Below are 25,344 nucleotides of genomic sequence, written 5' to 3' on the forward strand. Positions count from 1 at the left end.
CCACTAAGCTACCAATCAAAGCTGCCCACGCTAGGGGTGAAATCGGTCAAGCTTGAGGATAAATCATTCAGAAACCAGAAAAAGAATTGAAATTGTGGCTTTCGGATTAAAAAAGTGCGGAAAAGCCGTGACTCTTCCGCACTTGGGTTTTAAAAAGAATAGTTCAGCTAATTATTGAACAATCAGCTTTTTGCTTTGCCAGATATATCCTTGCTTCAGCAAAATCACATAGATTCCGGAAGAAATTCTATCAAACAAGTCCATTTCATGGGTGCCAGATCCCACTATCTCAGTGCGAATGATTTTGCCGTTTGGGTCCAGTACTTGAATCAGCGATTCTTGTCCATCAAACTCGGGGATAGAAATATGAAGTGGGCTGCCTTTGGAAATAGGGTTGGGATAAATCATCCAATCTTTAGCCAGTTTTTCCGCTTCTGCTTCTTCCTCTGTTACCAAACGAAAGTTCTCAGTCTCCAAAGATCGAATAGCAATTTTGTCAATAAATGGAGCCATGGAACCATCTGGTTTGAATTCAATGGCGATATTTCCTGAGTTTAGTTCAACTTCGACAGTTTTGATACTAGTTTGGCCACTATTAAAACACCATTCACCAGAATCCTCAAAGCTCAAGTTTTCGGCAGCATCTCCATTAATGGACACATTCATGGTACGATTTACCGCAGACATATAGGTAATATCTAACAGGTAAGTTCCTGCTTGAGTGATGCTGATATCAGAGAAACGAATGGCATTAGCTGTACTTGTAAAGGCATTGACTTGTTGGCCATTAGATGCAGTGATACAATTCACAATATTGACTCCGCCAATCAATTCTGCTTCCTCCGCTTCGAGAGAAATGGTTTCGAAAGCAGCTTTCTCCAATTTGATCTTATCCATAAATGGAGCATCACCACTGAATGGAGTCAACTCGATGGTATTGATTCCGGAATTGAGATTGACCTCCACTTGATATACATCAGGAGATCCGCCGCCGCTGCACCAAGCACCTGAGGATTCCACGGTTTGCTGTCCGATAAAATCGCCGTTGACTACCAGTCGGAAGGAACGGGAAACTGCACTCATGTAGGTAATACTCAAAATATACGTACCAGCGTCCTGAGCGACGATCTGATCAAAACGCACCCCGTTGGTATTTACATTTCGCATATTGACCTGCTGACCATTTGATGAGGTTGCACAGTTCAAAATAGTGGCATTGCCTAGAATAGTAGCATCCTCAGCTTCAAATTCCAATTGTTCCTCCACTTGGGCGATGACATTGGGGTCTTCATTATCAGGAAGTTTTCCTTTGCTGGCTAGCGCCAAGCGATCTACTTGTACATTTCCAGTTCCAATCGCTATTCGTACTTCATGGGATCCCTCTCTTAAGAAATAAGTGAAGTCTCTATCCTCAGCATCGTAGCTATGGTAAAATTTCTGCCAATACCATTCATACAGGGTGTCCTGGAGATTGCTCCATTTCCGAAACTCTTCTCCATCTACGGATAGCCAAAGTGCTGCCTCCGCTTCTTCTTTGGCTTGGATTTTTGCCCAAAGCTCATATTCGTCAGCTTGTTCCACTTCCAGGTTAAAGGTCAAAATTCCTTTTGCTCCAGCCGGAGCATCTAGGGACTGCTGATCTTCGAGGCTTTTCACCGCCAATCCACCGATCGCAGATTCATTAATTTCCAGTTCCCACCAGGGACCTAGATTCGCTTCCTCAGCTTCGTAATAATCAATCAAATCCGTCAATAGCCTGCCCCAAGTAAATTCCTCCGGAGCACAAGCCCCTTCCTCCTGAAACAACCCATCCAAGTCGCTTGGTCCATTGAGTATGGCTACTTGATCGAGCTGAATGCTGGCATTGGGAAACTCCAAAGTCAGCCGATGTCTTCCCTCTCCAAGATCATAGAATCTTGGAATCTGAAACCAGGTAAACTCGGAACTATTAAACGGAGCCACTTGCTCCAGTTCATTCCCGTCAACACCGATCCGCACAGCACCGGGGGTTCCTGCGACAGATTTTGACCGAATCCAAACCCGGTATTCATCCGCATTTTCCAAATCAAACTCAAAGTGAACCCGCTTTGCATTTGCGCTTTCGCCGTCTTGGCTCGGATCCCCTTTGATATAAAGGCCGTTAGCCGCTGTTTCATCTGTCAGGATCGTCCACTGATTTCCAAGGTAATCCCCACATTCTGCTTCGAAAGAGAGGACATTGACAGGAGTTTCGATCAATGGATCATCCATCTGCTCGAGATTATTGGGAGCTGCGTAGGATAATTCTGGAATCGATGGCGAAGATGTATGATTGAGATAGAGTTCTCCGATATTAGTCAGATTGTCATTATCGTCATAATAAAAAGCCGGCTCGACATCGTTTTGAGAATTTGCGGGATTGGGCTGAAAATAAGCATAGCGCTCCACATAAGCCAAGCTTTCCAAATAAGGTAAGGCCAATTCCAAAAATTCCTCCTGTATGGCATTCCCACGATTGGGGTTGGCATTAAATTCCGTGATCCAAATCGGCAAATTGTAAATTTTGTATACGTTATTTAAGTAAGCTTTGAACCGGTTGAAAATATCCTGAGCATTGGCATTTGGGCTATTGGCCGGATTGCTTCCCCAATCGTACCAGTGTACGGCCACAAAGTCAAAGCGTACATCTCGAGATTTGGCAATCTCATTAAACTCTCTCAGCCAGCCGGTGGGACCATTTTCCCTGGGGGCGGGCGAACCCAAACGAAGCCCTAATCCCATCAGGTTTTCATAGTAGGCTACTGCTACAGCAGGTTCACAAAGGTTATTGAACTGACCGGACTCTCCATTGCAATTATCCGACTCATTGAATCCCAAGACATGAGAAGGTTTCTTTTTATTGATCATGTTCTGGATATTGGCCGGAGATGCTCCTCCAGCACCCCAAGCCATGGGCACATAGTCGTAATTGGGCCGGGAAACCTCACCCAGGCCCCAATTGTAATACCAACCGGCATCTAGCCCACCGTAAAATCCGCCGGTTCCTTTTTTAGTCACCCAGTTCCACGGCACCACGCGGAGAAAACTCACATTCCCTTGCATGGCAGCTGGTAAATTGTCCACTGTCAAATCTTCCTCAGAGGCGATGTACACTTTGCTCTTTCCCGTTCCATCCGGATTATTTGCCAAAGTGACCATAAATCCCCGCTTCAAAATGAAAGAAGAAAGCACATTATCTCCCAATGGAATTCCTCCGCCTCTATAAATCAAATCCTCCTCAAGGCTGACTCCTGCCCCCTCTTCTCCCAACGATGAAAAAACTTCTATCGGTCCGAATTCCGAATCCAAGGGTCGAATGACCGCTCCTTTTTGATAATATTGATTGATACGGAAATTTTGATCCAGGTCACCAGTTTCATTTGAAATCATAATCTGGGAAAGCTGATCCTGTAGCTCAAGAGGATTGACATCGCTGACATATAGCCAAGAAGCGGGATCAAGGAAATTGACAGAAAATCCTGGATTCCAATCCTCATTTTGAGTTTTCACTGTGCTTTCTCCATCGAGTGACAAAACCCCTTGCTCGATACTTCCCTGTACTTCAATTTGAGAAGCAATTGAGGTGATTCCTTTTTGATCACAGGCAAACGTAATATCTCCAGATGCGGTGATTTCCGCCCCATCGACCCATAGATTGTAGTCGATCGCTTGACCGGGTTCCAACGTCCCCGCTTGAGGATGAGGGTCTTTTTCGGGATTCTGTGAGTTGGGGCAAATCTCCCAGGGCTCCGAGTTTGCTCCTGGAAGGCAGGCAGACTTCGCAGACTCGCCGCTTCCACCCGTCAATCCGGGAGGATTGGGAGCACTGGGTTTTTCCTGTGTCAGACGCCAGTTATTTTCATTAAAGAAATCATTATTCATCTCACCAGTCCAATACAAATACTGATTTGAGGAATTACAGGGGTTTCCATTTGCTTTGCTTTTTCCTTGTTCTGCAAAGAGTACGGAGCTGAATCCGAAACAAATCAGAGCGAAAAGCAAGCCTTTACGAATGGGCAAGTAATTGTGTTTCATGGTCTTTTGGGTTAACAAGTTTTATCTTGAATCCAAATCTACCTACAGTCCTCGCTAATCGGGGGTACAAATCATTCATTCCAAAAGTCATATCCATCTAAAAGTCAGATAGACAAATGGCAAAAGTCACAATTATAGGAATGACAATTATCATTCAGTGCGCATATTCCTTTTATCCCTGATAAGGAAATAGGGGTGAAATCAATCAATTCGGAGGTTCATCGATTCAAAAGGGTCAGTTCCTGTATTTCAGATTAGGGATTTTCGAAAAGGAGCCTTAGTATTAATAACCTAAAAAAACCCCTTACCTCCATGTATAAAAATCTGATCATTTGCTTCAGTTTGATATTAACAACTTTTCCATCTTTGGCTCAGCAAACAGAAAAGCCCAATGTCATTTTTATCCTTGCTGATGATTTTGGCTGGATGGACATGAGCAATGCCGGGAGTCAGTTTTATGAAACTCCCAACCTGGATCGGCTGGCAAAATCAGGAGTCAAGTTCACCCAAGCCTATACCGCATCGCCGGTTTGCTCTCCAACAAGAGCCAGTATCATGACCGGAAAATACCCCTCCAAAACCTACAATACCGACTGGTTTGGAGCTCCACAGCCGGATGAGATTTCCGGTCATTGGACACGGGATAAACCACTCAAACCAGCCCATTATGAGCCGAATATGGCTTTGGAAGAGACTACACTGGCTGAGGAATTTTTGCAAGCTGGGTATCGGACGTTTTTTGCCGGAAAATGGCATTTGGGTGAAAGCGAGGAATTTTGGCCAGAAAACCAGGGATTTGAAATCAACAAAGGAGGAACAAGTAAAGGGGCCCCATCCACAGGAAATAAGTACTTTTCTCCCTACAACAATCCCCGATTGGAGGATGGACCACAGGGTGAATACCTCCCCTATCGTCTTGGTGAGGAGACCGTGAAGTTTATCCGAGCTCATCGCAAGGAACCATTCTTTGCTTTTTTGTCATTTTATGCGGTGCATACTCCCTTAATGACCACGCCTGAATTAGAAGAAAAATACCTTGAAAAACGAGCTAAGATGGGATTGGAAGATCACTTCGAACCCGAGTGGGACACGAAAAGCCGGACTACCCAAGCACATGCCATCTACGCGGGAATGGTCGAAGCCATGGATCAGGCGATTGGAAAAGTACTCGATGAAGTCCATGCACAAGGGCTACAGAATAACACCCTGATTATATTCTTTTCAGACAATGGGGGATTAACCACCGCAGAGGGCAGTCCCACCAGTAATTTGCCTCTCCGCGCCGGAAAAGGCTGGTTGTACGAAGGAGGAATTCGTGTACCCCTTTTGATGAATTGGGCGGGAAACTTACAGGAAGGAATAGAAATCCAAACCCCTGTGATTTCCATGGACTTGAAACCAACGATATTGGAAATGGCAGGAATAGGTGGAGAAGCCGAAGATGAAGATGGAAAAAGTTTGAAAAACCTGATCACCGGCTCTGAAGATTTAGAAAACCGGAGCCTATTCTGGCATTATCCGCACTATGGAAATCAGGGAGGAAATCCGGGTTCGGTCATCCGAAAAGGTGATTGGAAGTTGATTTATTTCTTCGAAAGTAAACAGGTGGAATTGTATCACATTAAAGATGATATCAGTGAAAAGAAAAACCTAGCCAGCCAGAAACCCCAACTTGCTGCGGACTTAAGGTCGGAGCTTTTTGAGTGGCTGATTTCCACCAAAGCAGCTTTCCCACGGCCAAACCGCTAGCATTCACCAAAACATCTCTCGCTCACAAAAGGAAAAGCTAATCCTGATCTTCCTTTCGGATATGCTTGGGCAAGGACACGAAGACAGTTGTTCCTTTACCAAAAACTGATTCGATCCAAACCTCTCCTTGGAGGGCTTCTACTGCTCGCTTCACGATGAGAAGACCTAGGCCTATTCGTTTGCGTTTGTAGTTTTGAATGGGGATTCGTTTATAGGCCAAAAAGATTTTATCAATTTGCTCCTTTTCTATTCCTATTCCATGATCGCCAAACTCAAAAACCAGTTCATTTTTCAATTCGGTATAGGCTATCTCAATTTTATTTTCTTGATTGGGTTTAGAAAACTGCACGGCATTCATCAATAGGTTCGTAAAAATAGCCGTAATCATGTCCTTATCGGTATTGATTCTGGGAAGCTTCCCAATTTGAATTTTGACTGGGTAAGTTTCTATTTCACGTTTATTGCTGAGAAGAATTTCCTGAACCAATGCATTGAGATCAATCGTCTCCACTTTCCATTCGGCCTTTTCTGCAATCGAAAATTCCCAGAGACGCATGACGATATCCCGAACATCCTGCTCACCCTTCATGGCAAAATCGATAAAGGTCAGCCCCTTTTCATCCAACCGATCGTGATACTTATCCTTGATTCGTCTCAGAAAAGCCGAAATCATCCGCAAGGGTTCTTGCAGTTCCTGAGAAGTCACTTTGACCAGTTGCCCCATACTGAGATTATAAAATTCAAGCTTTTTCAAAGAGCTATCCAATCGTTGATTACTCCCCTCGAGTTGCTCCATGAGATTTCGCTGAAGCAACAGGTTTTCCTCCATTTTTTGGAGAAGCAGAGGAAGTAGAATAGCAATAATCGCATTGACAAAAAACACATTAAGCGTCACTGCCAAAAATGGGATCAGCTCAATTCGTTGATTTTCGGGAATTGATGCCCAAGCGTAGCCTTGAGCCAAATAATACAGTAAACAAACCAAAATACTGGCGCCAATGGACAATTTCCAATAAGACTTGGGTAAGAGTAAGGCCGTAAAAACAGCCCCTCCCACTAAATACATCAATCCCGGTCCCAAAAGCCCCAACTCGATCATCAACACTACAGCCAAAAAATAGATCAAATAGATAAAAAGGGATTTTTTTACTTTGACGCTTGGCCAAGAACTAAAAGCAAGAAGTAAAAGTGTGCAAATGGCAACCATATCAGAAGAGATCAAGAACCACCGCTTTTCCAAAAAAGAGACATACATGCCAGGAATTAAAACCAGGGTACTAAATGGAATTAAATAGATCAGCGTAATGTAAAAAAGTTGGTTTTGCCAAAAGGTCAACCCTTGGACAGTCAGGTCTTCAAAACCTAAATTATTCCAAATCACTTTCTTGTACGAATTCCAAAATTTCATCTAGAAGGCTGAGTAGAGGCTAAGTCTTAGTATACTATCCAAGGGTCATGAAGTGCTGGTAACCCTTCTGATCAAGGTACTAATAATTCACCGGTATTGAATACTGGTTGAGGATAAATCATAAAAAAGCTAATCAGGGCTCCATCCCCCCTTCAGATTGTCTTAGCTAAATTAAAGTTTAGCTTTTCGTTTTTCATTCATTTGTCGGTCTATTTCCTCCAGTAAGGCAATCATCTTTATTCGGTTTTCTTTTTTATAGATATCAAAACCAAGCGATAAAAACTGCTCTTGAATAAATTTTAGGGCATTATAAGGCGTAACCGTAATTTTATTAAAAGCTGCTTCTTCCGGAGTCAATATAGTGTTGTACATATCGAGTAAAACAATGCCATTGTCGGATTTTTGCAATACCTCCACAGCGTTGTTGATTACTTTTGACCAATCAGGGTTCATCATTATAGGGGGATTTATTAAATGCCTAAAAAATCATTCAACCAAATATCTTTAAAAATTATAATATCCACAAAATGATTTTTTTATTTCTTATTCATCTCTTTTTTTTCAGCCCAATAGGGTGCAGTCAAAAGAACAATTCAAACTCTCAAGAGCATTTTTTTTCAAAACTTTGAAATCAGTCAACCCCTTGGTTACCTGATTAAAACCAAGCCCAACGAACCGAATTTTAACATTACATTAGGAATACCGAATTAATCATAGCTAAGTTAGATTTTTAAGTAATAAGTAGGGATAGGTATATCATGCTAAAATTGAATCCAAGCCGAGATTTAAGTCTAGGGAAAAGAACTTTTCGGAGATTTTCCTCTTCCTAAGTATTTTTTCAAAAAAAGTCATCTATAATTTCTCCAAAATATCCTTACATTAATAGTGAAATTATCATAACCGATTTTTTATTCCCAGAATATGAAATGAAGAATTCTGAAAAAAACGATAATCCTGAATCATTTTTAGAAACGGCATTGACATCTACCCTAGAAAAGGAGTTTGATGATTTAGCTGAATTGGCGCGAGAGCTCTGCAAAGTGCCTTATGCGTTTATTTCCTTCTTCATCAATGGTGAACAGATTTTCAAAGCCAGCAAAGGGATAAAAGCTCCGACAATTTCAGTAAAAAAATCGCTTTGCCGGGAGCTTTTGGAAAGACCCAATGAGATTACTGTATTAGAAGACATCAACCAAAACCCAAACTATCAGGATCATCCCCTTGTCAACAGGGAAAATGGGGTTGTATTCCATGCTGGAGCTCCTTTAATCGATAGCCAAAACAACCTGATTGGAAGTATCTGTGTGCAGGACCAAAAACGTCGTAAACTTTCGGATGCCCAAATCCAAGGGCTCCGAAAACTTGCCAATCAAGTAGTTCATGTATTGGAACTCAACCAACACAAAATTCAGCTCGAAAAGATTAAATCCGAATTGGAAAAAGAGCATCTTCGAGTCCATAATCTTATTCTTGCCACTAAAGTGGGGACTTGGGAATGGGATATTTTAAACAATGAATTGCACTACAGTTCAAGTTGGGCAGAAATGATTGGCTACACCCTGGAGGAACTGGGAACCATCGACCGAGAAACCCGGGTAAAATTTATTCATCCCGAAGATTTAGAAACTTCCAATCTCTGGCTGGAAAGCTGCCTTCAAGGCAAAAACCAAATGTATGAATGCGAGGTCCGGATGAAGCATAAAAATGGATCCTGGATCTGGGTTTTAGACCGAGGCCAAGTGATGGATTGGGACCAGGAAGGTAACCCTGCTCGGATGTTTGGTACCCACACGAACATCACAGGGCAGGTCATTGCTAATCAAGAGATCATTAAACGTGAAAAACGGTTTCGGACTCTAGTCGAAAATAGCGATGAGGCGGTGGCAATTTTAGGCTTAGATGGAAAACCAACTTACGTTTCCCCATCTATTCATCGGGTATTGGGTTATTCCGAATCCGAGGCGATGAAAATCAGTCTGGACAAACTTGTACATCCGGATGATTTTGCCGGAGTAGAGAAACAACTCCAAGCAGCTTTGGCAAATCCAGGAAAATCGCTCCCGGGACATCCTGCTCGAGTCCAACACAAAAACGGTTCCTGGAGATGGGTTTCTGCTACCATCACCAATATGCTTCATGACCCGGTCATCAATGGAATTGTCGATAACTTTAAGGACATTACCACCGAGTACCTGGCTAAAGAAAACCTACAAAAAAGTGAAAAAAGGTTTAAAACACTCGCTCAGGAAGGAGCAGACTTGGTTACCATCATCAGTCCTCAAGGAACTTACAACTACCTCAGCCCAAATTATGAGTCCTATTTAGGTCAAAAAATCGAAACCCTTATCGGACAGGTTGCCGAAGATTTTATTCACCCTGAAGATGTAAAGCAGGTGAGAAGAGATTTCTCAGCAATTGATCATAAAAGGCAGATCAAAGGTCGTCCCTTCCGAATGAAACATCAGGAAGATGGCTGGAGATGGCTCCAAAGTGTAGCCACTAACCTTATTGATGACCCTGATATCCAAGGGATAGTAGTCAATTCAGTGGATGTCACGGCCATTATACGTGCGCAAAATCTTCTCAAAAAAAGTAATGAGCGGTTTGAGCTGGTCATGAAAGCCGGTTCGGAAAGTATCTGGGACTTCAACCCAAAAAACCAATCCCTATTTTTGGGAGACGGCTTCCGCAAAAGCTTCAACTTTCAGATTCAATCAGAAGCAGAAAACAATGACTTGATCAACCAAGCGATTCATCCAGAGGATAAAAAAAGGGTGCTGAACAGCTTCAGAGCTGCCCTTAAAAACAAAAACCAGGAAGTTTGGGAAATGGAGTTCCGCCTTTTGAGGGGACCTCAAGACTACGCGTATGTTTACGATAAAGCCGTCATTCTACGAGATAAAACAGGAAAGGCCATCCGTGCGGTGGGGGCCATGCGGGACATTAGCCGAGAACACTACTTCAGAACCTTGGAGGCCATCGAAAAAGAGGTCATGGAGGCAAGTTTTAAAGAAAATGCTTCAGAAAAAACAATTTTTGATCAATTAATTCTACAGCTCGAAGAGCTAATTCCGGACCTAAAAGGGTCTATCCTTCGGGTTAAAGATGATCAACTCAGAAACTTGAGCTCCCCATCTTTGACAAACCAATACATTTCTGAAATCGAAGGACAGCCCATCGGGCTCAACCAAGGATCCTGCGGAACATCAGCTTTTCTAAAAGAAAATGTCTTGGTAGATGATGTCCAAAAAAGCCCTTATTGGCAAGATTTCAGAGAATTAGCTCAGCGTTACCAAATCGGTGCTTGTTGGTCATTCCCAGTAATTTCAGCAGGATCACAGGTTATCGGGACAGTGGCTTACTATTTCCCTTATCCGAAGTCCCCATCAGCCCAGGAACTGGAAACCTTGGAGCGAACCCACCGTCTGGTGTCCATTTTAATGGCCAAGTTTGATTACTTAGAGAAAATCCGAAGTTCAAATGAGCGCTACGAATATGTCAATAAATCAACCAATGAGGCGATTTTTGACTGGGATGTGGAGAAAGATATCTTTACCTGGGGAGAAAGCTTCACTCGAGTATTTGGCCATCAAATCGATTTTGAAAATTTCACTTTGAGTCATTGGAGAAAGCTCATGCATCCTGAGGATGGAGAAAAGAAAGAAAAAGAGTGGGAACAATTCATTAAAAACCCCGATCAGTCCAGGTGGGACAATACCTTCCGTTTTCTCAAAGAGGATCAAACCTACGCATTTGTAGAGGAAAAGGGATTTATGATCCGTGACAAACAAGGCAAGGCGATCCGAATGATCGGAGTACTCCGGGACCAGACCCAGCTTCATATCGATCAAGAGCAAAAGGAGCTCAAGGCTAAAATCTCAGAATTATTTAAAACAGACCAAAGCCTATTACAAATCTACCAAGCGGTTTGCCAGCTTATTTTGGATTTTGGAAATTTTGAAATCACGGAAATATGGTTAAAAGGCAACTCCAAAACTAAACTCAAACTAGTAGGTAAAAGTATTAAACACCTCGAATACGAATCAATTTATACCCATAAGCAAACCATATCCGAACTAAGCAAAGGGTCTGGACTACCGGGAGCGGCTTGGAAGACAGGATCGGTACAGGTATGGAATCATTTAGAAAAAAACCCGAATTTTATTCGCTCACAATCCGCCAAAGAATTTGGATTGAAATCGGGTATCGCAATCCCCATCGAATCTAAAGATGAAATCATTGGATCTTGTCTCATCCTTTGCAGTTCAGACTTAGAAAAAGACCTGCAAACGCAGTCTATCCTTCAGGTCATTCAGGAAATTTTGGGAAAGGAAATTGAGCGAAAACAGCAGGAAGAAGAACTCATGGAGTTTTTTGAAAATGCGCCGGATATTTTGGCCATTGCTACCCCAAATGGTTATTTTTCCAAAGTAAATCCTGCCTTCTGTCAGCTTATGGGCTATTCAGCAGAAGAACTTACCACCCGCCCTTTTATAGATTATGTGCATCCGGATGATCTCAGCGACACGAGCAAGGAATACCAAGAAACCAAATCCGGGGAACGACTGGCGAGAAATTTTGTCAACCGGTATCGTACGAAATCTGGTGAATACCGATACATCTCCTGGAGCTCATCGGGAATCTTCGGCAGCGACTCCAATGTTTTCGCCTTTGGCCGGGATATCACCGAACTTAAAAAACTGGAGGAACTACTCCATAACGCTTCCAAGCTCTCCAGAGTAGGTGGCTGGGAGGTCAATCTTTTAACCAAGGAAATCAAATGGTCAAAGATGACTCATGAGATTCATGAAACCGATCAAAACACAATCCTGACTTTAGAAAACGCCTTAGAATTTTACCGAAAAGAATATCGGGATATGGTCAACGAAAAGGTTCGAAAGGCAATGGAATCCGGAGAAAATTATGAATTTGAGGCTCCTGTCATCACCGCCAAAGGGAAAGAACGCTGGATCCGTTCCATCGGGGAAGCGGAAATGGTGGATGGTAAATGCATTCGAATCTTTGGTTCGATTCAGGATATACACGAGCGAAAAATGGTGGAAATGCGGTTCAAAAGTGTTTCAGACAGTATTCCGGGGGTAATTTTTCAATACGTTTTAAATCCGGATGGCAGCAACAAGCTACAACATGTAAGCCAAGGTTCGTATAAAATCTGGGGGCTAAGTCCCGAAGATTGTGTGCGGGATAGTGGCTTGGTTTGGACTCAAGTAGCCATGGGTGGCGATATCGAAAACCTGCGAAAAAGCATAGAGGATTCTGCCCGCAACCTCAGCAACTGGAATTGTGAATGGCGGGTCCTTTCCCATGATGGTAAAATCAGATACCTCAAAGGCGTTGGTACTCCACATAAAATGGCAGATGGGAGGATAATCTGGGACAGCTTGGTCATGGATACCACTGACCAAAAAAACTTGGAAAACCTTCTGGAACAGTCTGCGCGAATGGCCAAAATCGGCAGCTGGGAAGTCATTCCTGACGCAGACCCCTTACTGCTCCAATGGTCCAACACGACTCGGGAGATATTGGAATCCGATAAGCAGGGCATCGAACTTGAATCCGCTTATTCATTTTATCAAGGAGAATATAAAAATCAGGCAAGAGAGGCCATGGAGCGATTAATTCGGTTTGGAGTAGGCTTTGACATCGAATTATTGCTCACCACACCTCAAGGAAATTCCAAATGGATCCGTTGCATAGGAAATGCTCAAGTGGTGAATGGATTGGTGCTCCGGGCCTATGGAAGCTTTCAAGATATCCATGACCGAAAAGTCGCAGAAATTGATTTACAGGAACTTTTGGAAGAGCGCAATACGATTCTCGAAAGTATTGGAGATGGTTTTTTTGCAGTAGACCTCAAGTTCAAGGTGACCTATTGGAATTATAAAGCCGAGCAGATGTTGAGGATTTCCCGAGAGTCCATTTTAGGGAAAAACCTTTGGGATGTGTTCGATGATGAAGCAAATCCGGTTTCCCGTGATTTTTATCAAAAAGCCATGAAAACCGGTAAGATTCAGCATTTTGAGGACTATTTCGCGAAATATGGGCGCTGGTTTGATGTTTCGGTTTTTCCCTCCGAAATGGGACTTACCGTGTATTTCAAAGATGTCACGAGTGAAAAATTAGCAAAGGCGGAATTGGAAGCTTCCAACGAGCGCTTTGAACTGGTCGCCAAAGCAACCAATGACGCAATTTGGGATTATGATATCCTAAATGACCAGCTCTTCTGGGGGAAAGGGTTCCAAACACTTTTTGGCTATGACCCGGATTTATTCGAACCCCGATTTGAAAAACTGATCGGATTGATTCATCAAGAGGATAGACCCAGAATTATAGAGAAAATAGAGGAAATGATGAAAAGTTCGGAGTCTAATCATTGGATTGAGGAATACCGATTTTTGAAAGCCGATGGCAGCTATTCTTTTGTCGCTGACAGAGCCTCATTTATCCGAAATACCAAAGGCATCCCAATCAGAGCGATAGGAGCTATGTCAGATATCACCGAGCGAAAATCTTATGAAGAATCCCTGAAGCGGCTCAATGAGAATCTAGAAAAACAGGCGAAGGAATTGGCCATTTCCAATTCCGAACTCGAACAATTTGCTTACATCGCCTCCCATGATTTACAGGAACCCCTTCGGATGGTATCCAGCTTTTTATCTCAACTGGAACGACGATATCAGGACCAGCTGGATGAAAAAGCACTGCGATATATTGATTTTGCCAAAGGAGGGGCAGTCAGAATGCGGCAGATTATTTTAGATCTGTTGGAATTTTCACGCGTAGGCAAGCAAGAGGAGGAAATCAAACCGATCGATCTTCGGGAAGTCATTAAAGAAGTCGGCTTACTCCAAAAGCGACTCTTGGAAGAGAAAAACGGACAACTCCTCTTTAGGGGAAACCCAAAAGTAAAAAGCTATCCTTCACCCTTGTTGCAGGTTCTCCATAACCTCATTGGGAATGCCATCAAATATAGTAAACCCGATGTCCCACCAATCGTAGAAGTCACTTGTAAAGAGCTGGCTGATCATTGGTCTATTTCCGTCTCTGACAATGGTATTGGGATCAAAACCGATTACTTTGATAAAATTTTTGTTATTTTTCAACGCCTGCATCGAAAAGAAGAATACAATGGGACTGGAATGGGACTAGCCATAGTTAAAAAAATAATAGAAGGTTTGGGCGGAAAGATCTGGGTCGAATCAAACTTAGATGTGGGTAGTACGTTTACTTTTACCTTACCAAAAAAACCCGTATGAGAAACATGCACATTTTACTGATTGAAGATAATGAAGGGGATATCCTTCTGATCCGAGAGGTGCTTTCGGGTCGGCCCTTTATTAAAAAAATATCGGTTGCAACCAATGGACAGGAAGGAATCGATTTTGTGACTAAAAAAGGTCCGTTTAGAAAGGAAGTCAGTCCGGATTTGATTTTATTGGATATTAATCTTCCACTTAAAAATGGACATGAGGTTTTGAAAACCCTGAAAAATAACGACAAAACCAGACATATTCCCATAATCGTCCTTACCACCTCTTCTTCACCTGATGACATCAAAAAAAGCTATCAGTCCTTTGCCAATCTTTACCTCACCAAGCCGGTAGATATGGAATCATTCGATGATGCGGTCAGTGCCATCGAGGGTTTTTGGTCCGATATGGTGAAACTACCAAGTACCTCAGCTTAGATTTCAGGATTGACCTTGGCCATATAATCATCTAAAATCCCCCGAATGCCATTTTTATTCATCGGTTTGTGATAGTAGCCTTTGACCATGGGGTAAGACAAACCCCGATTTCGCTCCTCTAGGGAAATCGAACTGGTCAAAATGACAATGTAATACCCCAGCTGAAGAGCATGGTCTAGCTGAGAAAAAGCCTCCAAAAATTCCCAACCATTCATTTCAGGCATATTGATATCCAATAAGACCAAGTTGGAGAAATTAGGCCTTGCTTCATCTTTTTGTTCTAAGATCGATTGAAGGAATTCTTTCCCCGTGTAAAACGATTGAAGTGGTTGGTATACCTCAATTTTTTTTAAGTTTTTCTTAGCGATCAGATGAAAAGCCGGGTCATCGTCAACTAAGATTATTTTGTTTAAAAATTTCGATTCAGCCATATTTATCCAAAGATAAGAAAGGCAAAATTGAGATTTTTTTTCGTGCAATCCATTGAAAAAACACATTAAAAATCAAATAGTTAAACCATGTTTTTCTTTCTAGTTGCCTACTCCTTCCCACTACTTCCTTTAAACTGGTCTTCCTTGTATGCAAACAACACATTAAAGGTGGTCAATGAACCATAACATCGGGTAATGTATTGCTGGAGATGCACCCGATCTTGATCATCAAGTTTGGGATGATTATTGATATTTTGCTCCAAAACCCGGAGTTTTTCTCTCACCATTACAATCTTATGAAAAAAAGCATCTACTGAAATTTCCTTTGATTGCAAACTAGGATCACCTGGAAGGATATTTATCGATCCCCCGATCCATTTTCCTCCCATCGGTACAAGGGGTGCCCGCTCAGAGGTAGCAAGTAAAGCCTCTCGTATCGCTTTTTCGACATCCCGCATGGTTAGCATGGGAAAATCGGGTTTTTTGGCATCCTCTACCGTAAAGCCATCAAAATCTCTGGCGAGTAGTTTGACTTCCTCGGTTGAATAAAAATAAATTTTATAAAACTTTTCATCCACAGAAAGTATCATTCCCAAACCAAATTTCGGATGGGTGATTTTACTTCCTGGAGCCAGTTCACTTGTAGATATTGCCATAGGATTGTGAAACAGAATGATCGTATGTGACTTAATAAGACGCTTTTCCTCCCAAAAATAATTGTTTTAACCCAATGTGACCTTACTTTTTTGCCAATGCTTCCTCTATCCAAGAAATTTTACTGAACCAACCGGTTTTTATCTTTAAATAAGCAGTTGCTGGGAGCTGAACTTTTTGCGCAAATACCTAACTTTCCCCTATTATCAGTTAAATTAACCACTTTATTCCCATTGAGTATGAAGCGCAATTTCATCCATTTTATAGCCATTTTCTTAGGATTTACCTTTTGGAGTGCGGGCATGGTCAAGCTTTTTGAAGGGCATCTATTCATTGGATGGATCGGACCACCGGATTTAATTGAGCAGCTTCAGGAATACAATCTTGAGCTTTTTGGCAAATTTATAGCTGTATCTCAGGTAAGCATTGGCTATTTGATGCTAACCAGTCGATTCAAGCTGTTGGGAAGTATCATGCTAGTGCCTATGATCTTATGTATCCTGTTATTTACCATCTCGCAAAAGTGGATTGGAACCCCTTATGTATTGGGGGTACTATTGGTAATGAACTTTAGTATTTTATGGCAGTATCGTAGGGTATTGATTCCGATTTTGGAATTGGGGAAACCTGCCAAAAGTGAAGCAGATGCATTAGGGGAAAGGAGAAAATCCAAGCTTGGTAATTTGGTGTGGCTAACGGGTTTAGTATTACAGTTTGCAGCCATAAAATCATCTGAAATAAATCTGCAAAGCTCTTTTCTACTCTCTGGAATAGGGATTATCCTATCGATACTTAGCTTTAAATTAGACCATTCCACGCCGAAGGGCACTAAGGATGAAAACATTCCAACACTTACCTTTGGACGGTGATGTCCAAGCAGCCATTCAATTTTTCAAGAAGATCTTCCAGCACAAATTCGAAGGAACGATCAATTACCTGCAAAGGAGCTTGCTAATACCGAAAAAGTCAGGGGGATGCAGGCCGGCATTGAAATCAGTGAATAATTCAAAATCATAATTTCAAGTACGTTCCCCAGTATGGGGTAACAGCTTCAGATTGGAAATAATCAGTACATTTTTCTACCTCCAGACCGCAAAAAAAGAGGGTATTCGACAAGGAAATAAACAAATGAACGGTGATCAATTAGCAAATGGAAAAGAAAAAAATAAGTCCTCCCTTATTTTAAATGAATTGATTATCAGCCTCGAGGAGTCCGGTCTCAAAAGATTGGGGTTAATCCCATTGACATGAGGCAATTTTACCCTACCTTTGTGGACTAGCGGCACGACCAGCTCCTGCTGAATCCCCCAGGTCCGGAAGGAAGCAAGGGTAGGCGGTTGTAGCGGTGCGATGCCGCTTCTTTTTTGCCCAGAAAATTGCCAAGCTTTTATCTTTTTTGAGCTTTCCAAACGAGATTAATCTTTTAACTTTGTTACCATACCTGTTGGGTTGACACCATGTTTAGCCTACTTTCTTTCACATTTATTTAACCCCTTCTTAAAATGAAATTCTTTATTGACACCGCCAATTTAGACGAAATCCGCGAGGCTTACGATTTAGGCGTATTGGATGGAGTAACCACCAACCCTTCCCTGATGGCAAAGGAAGGAATCACAGGGGACGACAATGTCCGCGCCCACTACAAAGCCATCTGTGATATTGTCGACGACAAAGTCAGCGCCGAAGTAATTTCGACAGATTACGAAGGCATGATCCGGGAAGGTAAGGAACTCGCTAAAATCGATGATAAAATTGTGGTCAAAATACCAATGATCAAAGATGGGGTGAAAGCACTAAAGTATTTCCACGGAGAAGGAATCCGAACCAACTGTACCTTGGTATTTTCCTCGGGTCAAGCCTTATTAGCTGCCAAAGCGGGAGCAAGCTATGTTTCTCCATTCATTGGAAGACTGGATGATATTTCCTTTGATGGGCTGGAGCTGATTGAACAAATTGTTCACATTTACCAAACATATGGCTACGCCACTGAGGTATTAGCAGCTTCTGTCCGTCATACCATGCATTTGATCAAATGTGCTGAAATCGGTGCAGATGTGGTCACCTGCCCTCTTAAAGTAATCACCGGATTACTTAAGCATCCACTGACTGACTCGGGTTTGGCACAGTTTCTGGCAGATCATGCCAAAGCCGCCGGCAACTAATAATAAACTAGTCGGTTGACCTACTGTACGTCAACCGACTTTTTTAAAAAAATCATGTATATTATTAAGGTAAAAGGAAAAGCAAAGATCCCCGATTACATCCAGATTCGGGATGAGAACTTTGTGTTGGTAGCTTATTTTAGGGCTGACCGTCCAATGAAAAATATTGAGAAATTTGGTTTGGAAGGAAAGGAAGAAGCACTGGAAAACCTGATCAAAAACCTTCCATTTGGAAAATTACAAAAACTAGAACTTTAACAGTCGATGGATTTTGCTACACAACCGGTATTAAAGGTCGACCAGGCCACAATTTTTCAAGGAATAGATCCTATCCTAAGCAATGTAAGCTTCTCGGTGGAACAGCACGAGTTTGTATTTTTGATTGGAAAAACCGGAAGCGGAAAAAGTTCTTTACTCAAAACACTTTATGCAGACCTGCCTCTAAAAAGCGGAAAAATAGAAATCGCCGGCTTTGATCTGACCAAGATCAAAAACTCCGAAGTACCCTTTCTCAGGAGAAAACTGGGAATTATTTTCCAGGATTTTCAACTTTTCAATGATCGCTCAATTGCTGAAAACTTAGCCTTTGTCATGAAAGCTACCGGATGGAAGGACAAAGGGAAAATCAAGGAAAGAATGGCTGAGGTTCTTCTTTTAGTGGGCCTAACCAACGCTTCTTCAAAAATGCCCCATCAGCTTTCCGGTGGCGAACAGCAGCGGGTAGTCATTGCAAGAGCCTTGCTTAATGATCCCTCTATTTTGTTAGCCGATGAACCCACGGGGAATTTGGATCCGGATGTGGCGGATGGGATTTTCAAACTTTTTCAAGAAATTAACAAAAAAGGCACCGCGGTATTGATGGCCACACACAATCATGAGCTTCTACGGAAATACCCTTATCGGGTGCTGAAATGTGAAGCAGGAAAGCTATTGGATAGCCAGACACATAATGTCTCTTTTGGAACCGTCTGAGTAAAAACATTGGCCCCTATTCGGCGTTAATTAATAAGATTTGACCTCCCTAACGTTTATGAAAAAAATTAATCATATTCTCTTATTTCTTCTTTTCATTGGGCTTTTTAGCAGCTGCAGAGATAAGGAAGAGACTGCTCCACAGGTTGATCCAAACTCCAATGCAGCAGTAAACCGATGGATACAGGAAATCATGGATCAAGTCTATTACTGGCTGGATGATATCGGGACACCCCTAGCAGAAGAATCGGACCCAGAGGATTACTATGAATCACTTTTATTCCGTCCTACCGACCGATTTTCGGTAATTTATCCGGATTTCCAAGAGTTGATTAATTCCCTTAATGGAATCGAGTTGGAAGCAGGATATGAATTCATCTTATACCGAGAAAGTTCTGATAGCGAAAATGTGATCGCACTAATCAGCTATGTAAAGCGTAACAGTCCTGCAGCTGAGGCCGGTTTATTGCGAGGGGATATTATCCAAACGATCAACGGGCAACAAATGAATGTGGATAATTTTCAGACCATCCTCAGCGAAATTTCAAGTCCCCATACAATCAACTTTTTACGCTATGATGAAGCGACCGAGCAATACGAAAATCAAGGTAACCTAGAGCTTACCCCCGTTCAGATCTCTGAAAACCCAAATTTCCTAGACTCCATTTACACAATCGGAAATCAAAAAATTGGGTATGTGGTCTATCATTTCTTTGCACCAGGACCTGGAAACAACAGCACTAGTTATGATCAGGAAATGGATGCCATTTTTGCAAATTTCAAAGCTGAGGGGATTAACCATCTCATTGTTGATTTCAGATATAATGGAGGAGGCTTTGTTTCCTCAGCTGTGAATTTGGCCAGTTTAATTGCTCCGGGTGTGGGTGAGGGTTCTATTTTTTCTAAAACAAAATACAACAGTTTCTTAAGTCAATTTGATGACTTTCAGGATGTACAAACTGAATTTAGGACAAAAGAGCAAAATTTAGGGAATACCTTATCCGGGAATCGAGTTTACTTCTTGACCTCTAGGCGAACAGCTTCTGCTTCTGAATTGATTATCAATGGACTCAGACCTTATATGGACGTGTTTTTGATTGGGGATGTTACTACTGGCAAAAACGTGGGGTCTATTCCGTTTGAGGATGAGGAAAATCCAGAAAACCGCTACGGCATTTTACCCATTGTGACCCAAAGTTTCAACAGCAATGATGAATCAGATTATACAGAAGGGTTTACGCCCAATATTACCGTAACCGAAAATCAAGAACGATCTCGCCAATTTGGGGATGTCAATGAATTGCTACTCCGAACAGCCATCGAACAAATCACAGGAACGCCTTCTTCTGGAAGAATTGAAAGGCTGGATCGAATTGATCTCGGTAGTACCTTGGATCACAAAACCAGAGCAGGAACCATGATCGAGTCGAATAAGATTCAAAAAAATTAAATCCAAGCCCCTCCTAAAGGGGCTTTTTTCTTACCTGGTGATGAAAGTCATTTATCTACAATCAACGATCCTTTCTCTCCAGATGAATACTTTCTTTTGCATATTTTTAATTTTTCAATAGGACAATTGGATTTTTTACCTCATATTAAACCACTTATTTCAAATAAGTACCGTTTAACCTTATTTTATTTACTAATCAACCAACCTTATGAAAAAACATTCATGGAAAAAACCAGCCCTCTATGCCGGGCTAATCCTGGGCGGGCTGACAGTAGGCTGCCAGCCAATGGAAGAAAGCCCTACTTTGACTGGTCCCCTCCAAGAAGTCGTTAATGCGAAAAATGGAGACATTATCCCAGGGCAGTACATTGTACGATTGAATCCTAGTCAACTGAATTTTAGAAAAACCAAAGATTATGCGGCCAATCAAGCGGCAATGCGGAAAATTGGTTCAGAACTCTTGACTAAATACCGGATTGCTGAAGGCAATTTAGAGCATGTTTACGCCAATGCTATCGAAGGGTTTTCAGTAAGTCTTAGTGATGAAGAATTCAATGAATTATCCAAAGACCCTGCAGTCCAGTTTATCGAGCCAGATCGAATTGTCGCATTAGCCCCACCTCCAGGAAAAGGTCCTGGAGGTGGGGGAGATGACGGCGGAGGAAGTGATCCTACTCAAGAAATTCCCTACGGAATTACTCGTGTAAACGGTGGTTCGGCTTACACTGGATCTGCTAAAGCGTATGTGATTGACTCAGGAATCGACGCCAATCATCCTGACCTGACGGTAGACCCATCTCAGGGATTCAATGCGTTTACCAAGGGAAAAGATTCAGATCTAAGCGCTGATGGCAATGGTCATGGCACACATGTAGCAGGAACTATTGCCGCTAAAAATAATGATATTGGCGTGATCGGTGTAGCTGCTGGCGCAACAGTCGTTCCGATCAAAGTATTGGACAGTAGAGGATCAGGCTCTTACTCTGGAGTGATTGCCGGAGTGGACTTTGTCACCGCCAATGCCAACTCTGGAGATGTGGCAAACATGAGCTTAGGTGGCCCAGCTTCTGATGCCCTTGATACCGCTGTCATAAGTATGGCGAATGCAGGAGTAAAAGTTGCTTTAGCCGCCGGAAATGAAGCTCAAAACGCGAATAATTCATCCCCAGCAAGAGCAAACGGTACCAATATCTATACCGTTTCTGCTATTGATGCAAGTGACCGGTTTGCCTCTTTTTCCAATTTCGGTAATCCTCCCGTGGATTTTGCCGCACCGGGGGTATCGGTCAAGTCAACCGTTCCCGGGGGATACGCCACTTACAGCGGTACCTCGATGGCCTCTCCCCATGTTGCGGGAATTCTCCTTACTGGAAATCTCCAGTCTGACGGACTAGCTATTGGAGATCCAGATGGAAACCCAGATCCAATTGCAGTAAAATAAATGGTATTCACAAAGCGGTTCACCGAAGTGAGCCGCTTTTGCTTTATTATCAAATCGTTAACTTTTTGATATTCTTCCCTAAGAAAGGACCGCTTTATTACTTTTGAAAAATGGAGGCGGTAGCAAGCTTTATATTGATTTTATTGGTTTATTTTCTGGGAACACTTGCCATCGTGCAGGAGGTGATCAAGCCAAAAAGCGAGTTAGTCGTCATGAATGGCGGTAAAGTTAAACAATGGGTCACTAACTACGGTAAGATCATCCTATTAAGTCTAGGTCTTTCTATGGCTACTACCACCTTGGCTTACATACTTTTTATCTGAACCTATTAGATCTGTATCACAAAAAAAACCGACCAAAGGCCGGTTTCAACTACGATTAGTTTATTCTTACTGCGTTTTTTGAAGATTTTCTTTGGCCATTTCAAAAGCAGGGTCTAATTGAATCGCTTCCTCAAAAGCAACTTTTGCATCCTCTTTTGAGCCTTGCTCCAAATAAATCATTCCTTTCAGGTTCAAGGCTGCGGCCTTCATTAATACCTCTTGGGTTTCGGTCTGGCTCTTTGGGAATCCGATTTTTTCATCCGTCTTTGCTTCGCTTATGAGCAAATTGACCGAATTCATCGCCTCTTCAAACCGCTTCAGTGAGTATTGTAAAAAACCACTCTTATATAAACTAAAATTATCTCCAGTCAATAAATAAAGCGATTCGAAATGAGGAAGAGCCCGATCCAAGGCACCCACTTGTTCCAGAGAATAAGCCGCAATTTCCAGTGCACCAATACTCTTATCATTAACTTCCAGGATATCTAAAGCGACTAGGGCCGCAGAGGTCGATTCTCCCATTTCAAAATAAAGACTACCCAAGGCTTCTTGAAACCTTAAATTCTCTGGATTTCGGATGATCAAGTTATACAATTTCGTTTTCGCCATAGCCGGATCATTGTAGCGCATCGCCAGCTGATAAGCTGCTTGATCTTCAATATTCAGTATCCGCTTTGTTTTTGCATCCAGTTTTGGAATCGAATCATTAGATTCTTGTCCATAACTGAGGTGCACACTCAATGCTATGGCTAAAAAGGAGACTATTCTTTTCATATTCAATAGTTGTTTTTTGTTTTTATTAATCTTAGGAATTAACCAGTCCTTTTGCTTTGGCCAATTGAAGCATCAATCGCCGGGCTTCTTCGGGATTATTCTGAATTTTGCCTTCCAATATAGCTTCTTTTATTTCTTCTTTTATTTCCCCTACGATTTTTGAGGGTTCCAAGCCTAAGGCTTCCATTATTTCTTCTCCACTGATGGGAGGTTGAAAATTCCGAACATGATCTTTTTCTTCGACTTCTCGCAGTTTTTGTTCTACTTTGTCAAAGTTCTCCAAAAACCGCTTTACTTTTTTATCGTTTTTGGAGGTGATATCTGCTCGGCAAAGCTTCATTAAATCATCAATATCATCCCCTGCATCAAAGAGCAATCGTCTCAAAGCCGAATCAGTAACTTCATCTTTAACCAAGGGAATCGGACGAAGGTGAAGTCTAACCAGCTTTTGAACGTACCGCATGCGTTCATCCATCGGCAGTTTTAAGCGCTTAAAAATGGCAGGTGTCATTCGGGCCCCTTTATCCTCATGCCCATGAAAAGTCCAGCCCACTTTAGCATTGAACCGTTTGGTTGCCGGTTTGGCAATATCATGCATAATGGCTGCCCACCTTAACCAAAGATTATCCGTAACCTGGCTCACATTGTCCAAAACTTGAAGTGTATGGTAAAAATTATCCTTATGCGATTTATCATCCACCGAATCGACCCCCTGAAGTTCAACCATTTCAGGGAAAAATTCATGCAAAAGTTTTCCCGCAAAGAGTAATTTAAAACCATAGGAAGGCTTTTTGGTCAGAATAATTTTATTCAACTCTACGATGATTCGCTCGGCAGAAACAATCCGTAGCCGGTGGGCATACTGAGCGAGTGCAAAGAAGGTATCCGGATCAATGTCAAATTCTAACTGACTGGCAAATCGTACAGCTCTCATCATCCGAAGCGGATCATCGGAAAATGTTACTTCTGGATTGAGCGGTGTTTTTATGATTTTTTTTTGAAGATCTCCCATTCCGTTAAAGGGATCCAAAAGTTCCCCATAATTTTCCGAATTGAGGGAAATGGCCATCGAGTTGATGGTGAAATCTCTCCGCTCCAAATCTTCCAATAAGCTTCCGTCTTCTACGATAGGTTTCCGACTTTCGCTCCGATAAGATTCCTTCCTGGCCCCAACAAATTCCAGTTCGCTCTCTCCAACTTTAAGCATAGCCGTTCCAAAATTTTTGAAAACCGAAAGAGGAACATGGTAATCAAACTGCCGGACTACCTCTTCAGCAAGGGCAATTCCACTACCTACACAAGTAAAATCAAGATCTTTACTGGGACGTCCCAAAACTAAATCACGGACAAAACCTCCTACGACAAAGGTTTCCAGGTTAAGCTTTTTCGCAGCCGAAGCTACTTTTTCAAACAATTCGTTTTGTTCTAATTCTTTTTTAAAATTCATCCTTTGATGATTTTCACGTCGCCCTCGGCACCAAGGTATAGCTCTTTAACATTTGGCCCAAAGAGCGGAAAATAATTTTTTACTTCTACATCGGGTTTGGCTTTGGAGTCAAGCTGGGCAAGCACAGGTTGAGAAAGTTGAAACAACAATTTATTCCAATCGGGATCACGAATGAGCGAAAATCGAATCAAACCATCTTTTTTTAAATCCACAGGAACTTGAGAGTTAGCAGGGCTAGAATAAATCGTTGGTTTGGATGCATATTCTACAATATCTAATGAAACCTCTGAAAATTGCGCAGAGATAATTCTAATCTGGAACAAATCAAAAAGCAAATACACCCAATCTTGACCCATTGAAACCTCCCAGTCCTCTGGCTTAATGAGGGTTACAGGTTTTCCGTTCCCTTCACGAATAGTAAGCCCCCCCTGATCTCGAAATAATTTCACTAGTGCAACCTGATCCACCGTCCTGTAATTTTTTTACAAAAATAATCAGAATATTGAGAGCTAGGTAAAAACAAAAAATCAATACCGACAAAAGTTATGGTATAGGGCAGTGAATTTATACAGATCAACTTTGAAATTCATCTAAGTACTCCGGAATAGACCATCCAACCCAAGTCCTGAATGGATCTACAACCACTACCAACAAAGAAAATTCGGAGACATTTCCACTTTGCTTTTATCAATAAACGAAACTACTCGGTAATGAAACGCATTCATCCAGTCCTACCCTGTTCCAATCCAGGCAACTAGTCAGGAGAATGCCC

18 protein-coding genes and 1 other RNA gene are annotated in these 25,344 nt (G+C 42.1%); 11 read left to right on the forward strand and 8 right to left on the reverse strand.

From position 1 onward, the window contains the following. Positions 1–171: 171 nt before the first annotated feature. Positions 172–4,053 carry a glycosyl hydrolase gene (locus tag Q0L00_RS14500; protein WP_297337607.1) on the reverse strand — a complete coding sequence of 1,294 codons (3,882 nt, stop codon included), beginning with the start codon at positions 4,051–4,053 and terminating at the stop codon, positions 172–174. A gap of 312 nt (positions 4,054–4,365) precedes the next feature. Between Q0L00_RS14500 and Q0L00_RS14505 the strand changes: the two genes are divergently transcribed. Further along, positions 4,366–5,802, forward strand: a complete 1,437-nt coding sequence (locus Q0L00_RS14505; protein ID WP_297337608.1) for a sulfatase — start codon at positions 4,366–4,368, stop codon at positions 5,800–5,802. A gap of 37 nt (positions 5,803–5,839) precedes the next feature. Here Q0L00_RS14505 and Q0L00_RS14510 read toward each other — a convergent pair whose 3' ends face one another. Both Q0L00_RS14510 and Q0L00_RS14515 read right to left on the reverse strand, forming a co-directional pair. Continuing rightward, the gene (locus Q0L00_RS14510; RefSeq protein WP_297337609.1) at positions 5,840–7,210 is read right to left on the reverse strand and encodes an ATP-binding protein; all 1,371 of its coding nucleotides are present in this window, start codon (positions 7,208–7,210) and stop codon (positions 5,840–5,842) included. A gap of 171 nt (positions 7,211–7,381) precedes the next feature. Continuing rightward, positions 7,382–7,666 (reverse strand): hypothetical protein, encoded by a 285-nt coding sequence (locus Q0L00_RS14515; protein WP_297337610.1) that lies wholly within the window; start codon positions 7,664–7,666, stop codon positions 7,382–7,384. A gap of 470 nt (positions 7,667–8,136) precedes the next feature. Between Q0L00_RS14515 and Q0L00_RS14520 the strand changes: the two genes are divergently transcribed. Then, positions 8,137–14,487 carry a PAS domain-containing protein gene (locus Q0L00_RS14520; protein ID WP_297337611.1) on the forward strand — a complete coding sequence of 2,117 codons (6,351 nt, stop codon included), beginning with the start codon at positions 8,137–8,139 and terminating at the stop codon, positions 14,485–14,487. Positions 14,488–14,492: 5 nt separating this feature from the next. Beyond that, positions 14,493–14,918 carry a response regulator gene (locus Q0L00_RS14525; protein WP_297337612.1) on the forward strand — a complete coding sequence of 142 codons (426 nt, stop codon included), beginning with the start codon at positions 14,493–14,495 and terminating at the stop codon, positions 14,916–14,918. Here the strand turns inward: Q0L00_RS14525 and Q0L00_RS14530 are convergent. Then, positions 14,915–15,349: a response regulator gene (locus Q0L00_RS14530; protein WP_297337613.1), complete on the reverse strand. Its 435-nt coding sequence runs from the start codon at positions 15,347–15,349 to the stop codon at positions 14,915–14,917. The genes Q0L00_RS14525 and Q0L00_RS14530 overlap by 4 nt on opposite strands. Positions 15,350–15,456: 107 nt before the next feature. Then, entirely contained in the window at positions 15,457–16,005 is a 549-nt protein-coding gene (locus tag Q0L00_RS14535; RefSeq protein ID WP_297337614.1) for a hypothetical protein, read from the reverse strand. Between the two features lie 237 nt (positions 16,006–16,242). Here Q0L00_RS14535 and Q0L00_RS14540 point away from each other — a divergent pair, with 237 nt between their 5' ends. The 8 genes from Q0L00_RS14540 to Q0L00_RS14575 all read left to right on the forward strand — a co-directional run bounded on the left by Q0L00_RS14540 (position 16,243) and on the right by Q0L00_RS14575 (position 22,351). Then, positions 16,243–16,872, forward strand: coding sequence for a hypothetical protein (locus tag Q0L00_RS14540; protein ID WP_297337615.1), 630 nt, complete (start codon positions 16,243–16,245; stop codon positions 16,870–16,872). A gap of 407 nt (positions 16,873–17,279) precedes the next feature. Beyond that, positions 17,280–17,366, forward strand: an RNA gene (gene ffs, locus Q0L00_RS14545) — signal recognition particle sRNA small type. A 139-nt stretch (positions 17,367–17,505) separates the two neighbouring features. Further along, entirely contained in the window at positions 17,506–18,165 is a 660-nt protein-coding gene (gene fsa, locus Q0L00_RS14550) for a fructose-6-phosphate aldolase (RefSeq protein ID WP_297337616.1), read from the forward strand. 54 nt (positions 18,166–18,219) lie between these two features. Continuing rightward, positions 18,220–18,423 (forward strand): fructose-6-phosphate aldolase, encoded by a 204-nt coding sequence (locus Q0L00_RS14555; protein WP_092788711.1) that lies wholly within the window; start codon positions 18,220–18,222, stop codon positions 18,421–18,423. 6 nt (positions 18,424–18,429) lie between these two features. Next, the gene (locus Q0L00_RS14560) at positions 18,430–19,137 is read left to right on the forward strand and encodes an ATP-binding cassette domain-containing protein (RefSeq protein WP_297337617.1); all 708 of its coding nucleotides are present in this window, start codon (positions 18,430–18,432) and stop codon (positions 19,135–19,137) included. 58 nt (positions 19,138–19,195) lie between these two features. Further along, positions 19,196–20,587, forward strand: a complete 1,392-nt coding sequence (locus Q0L00_RS14565; protein WP_297337618.1) for a S41 family peptidase — start codon at positions 19,196–19,198, stop codon at positions 20,585–20,587. 208 nt (positions 20,588–20,795) lie between these two features. Beyond that, positions 20,796–22,028 (forward strand): S8 family peptidase, encoded by a 1,233-nt coding sequence (locus tag Q0L00_RS14570; protein WP_297337619.1) that lies wholly within the window; start codon positions 20,796–20,798, stop codon positions 22,026–22,028. A gap of 110 nt (positions 22,029–22,138) precedes the next feature. Beyond that, complete coding sequence (locus tag Q0L00_RS14575; RefSeq protein WP_297337620.1) at positions 22,139–22,351, forward strand: hypothetical protein; 213 nt, start codon at positions 22,139–22,141, stop codon at positions 22,349–22,351. 66 nt (positions 22,352–22,417) lie between these two features. Here Q0L00_RS14575 and Q0L00_RS14580 read toward each other — a convergent pair whose 3' ends face one another. Genes Q0L00_RS14580 through Q0L00_RS14590 form a run of 3 tightly spaced genes read right to left on the reverse strand, consistent with a single transcriptional unit; the run spans position 22,418 to position 25,039 of the window. Beyond that, complete coding sequence (locus tag Q0L00_RS14580) at positions 22,418–23,125, reverse strand: tetratricopeptide repeat protein (protein WP_297337621.1); 708 nt, start codon at positions 23,123–23,125, stop codon at positions 22,418–22,420. Between the two features lie 31 nt (positions 23,126–23,156). Further along, positions 23,157–24,572 (reverse strand): HD domain-containing protein, encoded by a 1,416-nt coding sequence (locus Q0L00_RS14585; protein WP_297337622.1) that lies wholly within the window; start codon positions 24,570–24,572, stop codon positions 23,157–23,159. Continuing rightward, positions 24,569–25,039 carry a hypothetical protein gene (locus Q0L00_RS14590; RefSeq protein WP_297337623.1) on the reverse strand — a complete coding sequence of 157 codons (471 nt, stop codon included), beginning with the start codon at positions 25,037–25,039 and terminating at the stop codon, positions 24,569–24,571. Before Q0L00_RS14590 ends, Q0L00_RS14585 begins: the two co-directional genes overlap by 4 nt. Positions 25,040–25,344: the final 305 nt, after the last annotated feature.

Source organism: Algoriphagus sp. (assembly GCF_024305035.1).
Taxonomy (GTDB): domain Bacteria; phylum Bacteroidota; class Bacteroidia; order Cytophagales; family Cyclobacteriaceae; genus Algoriphagus.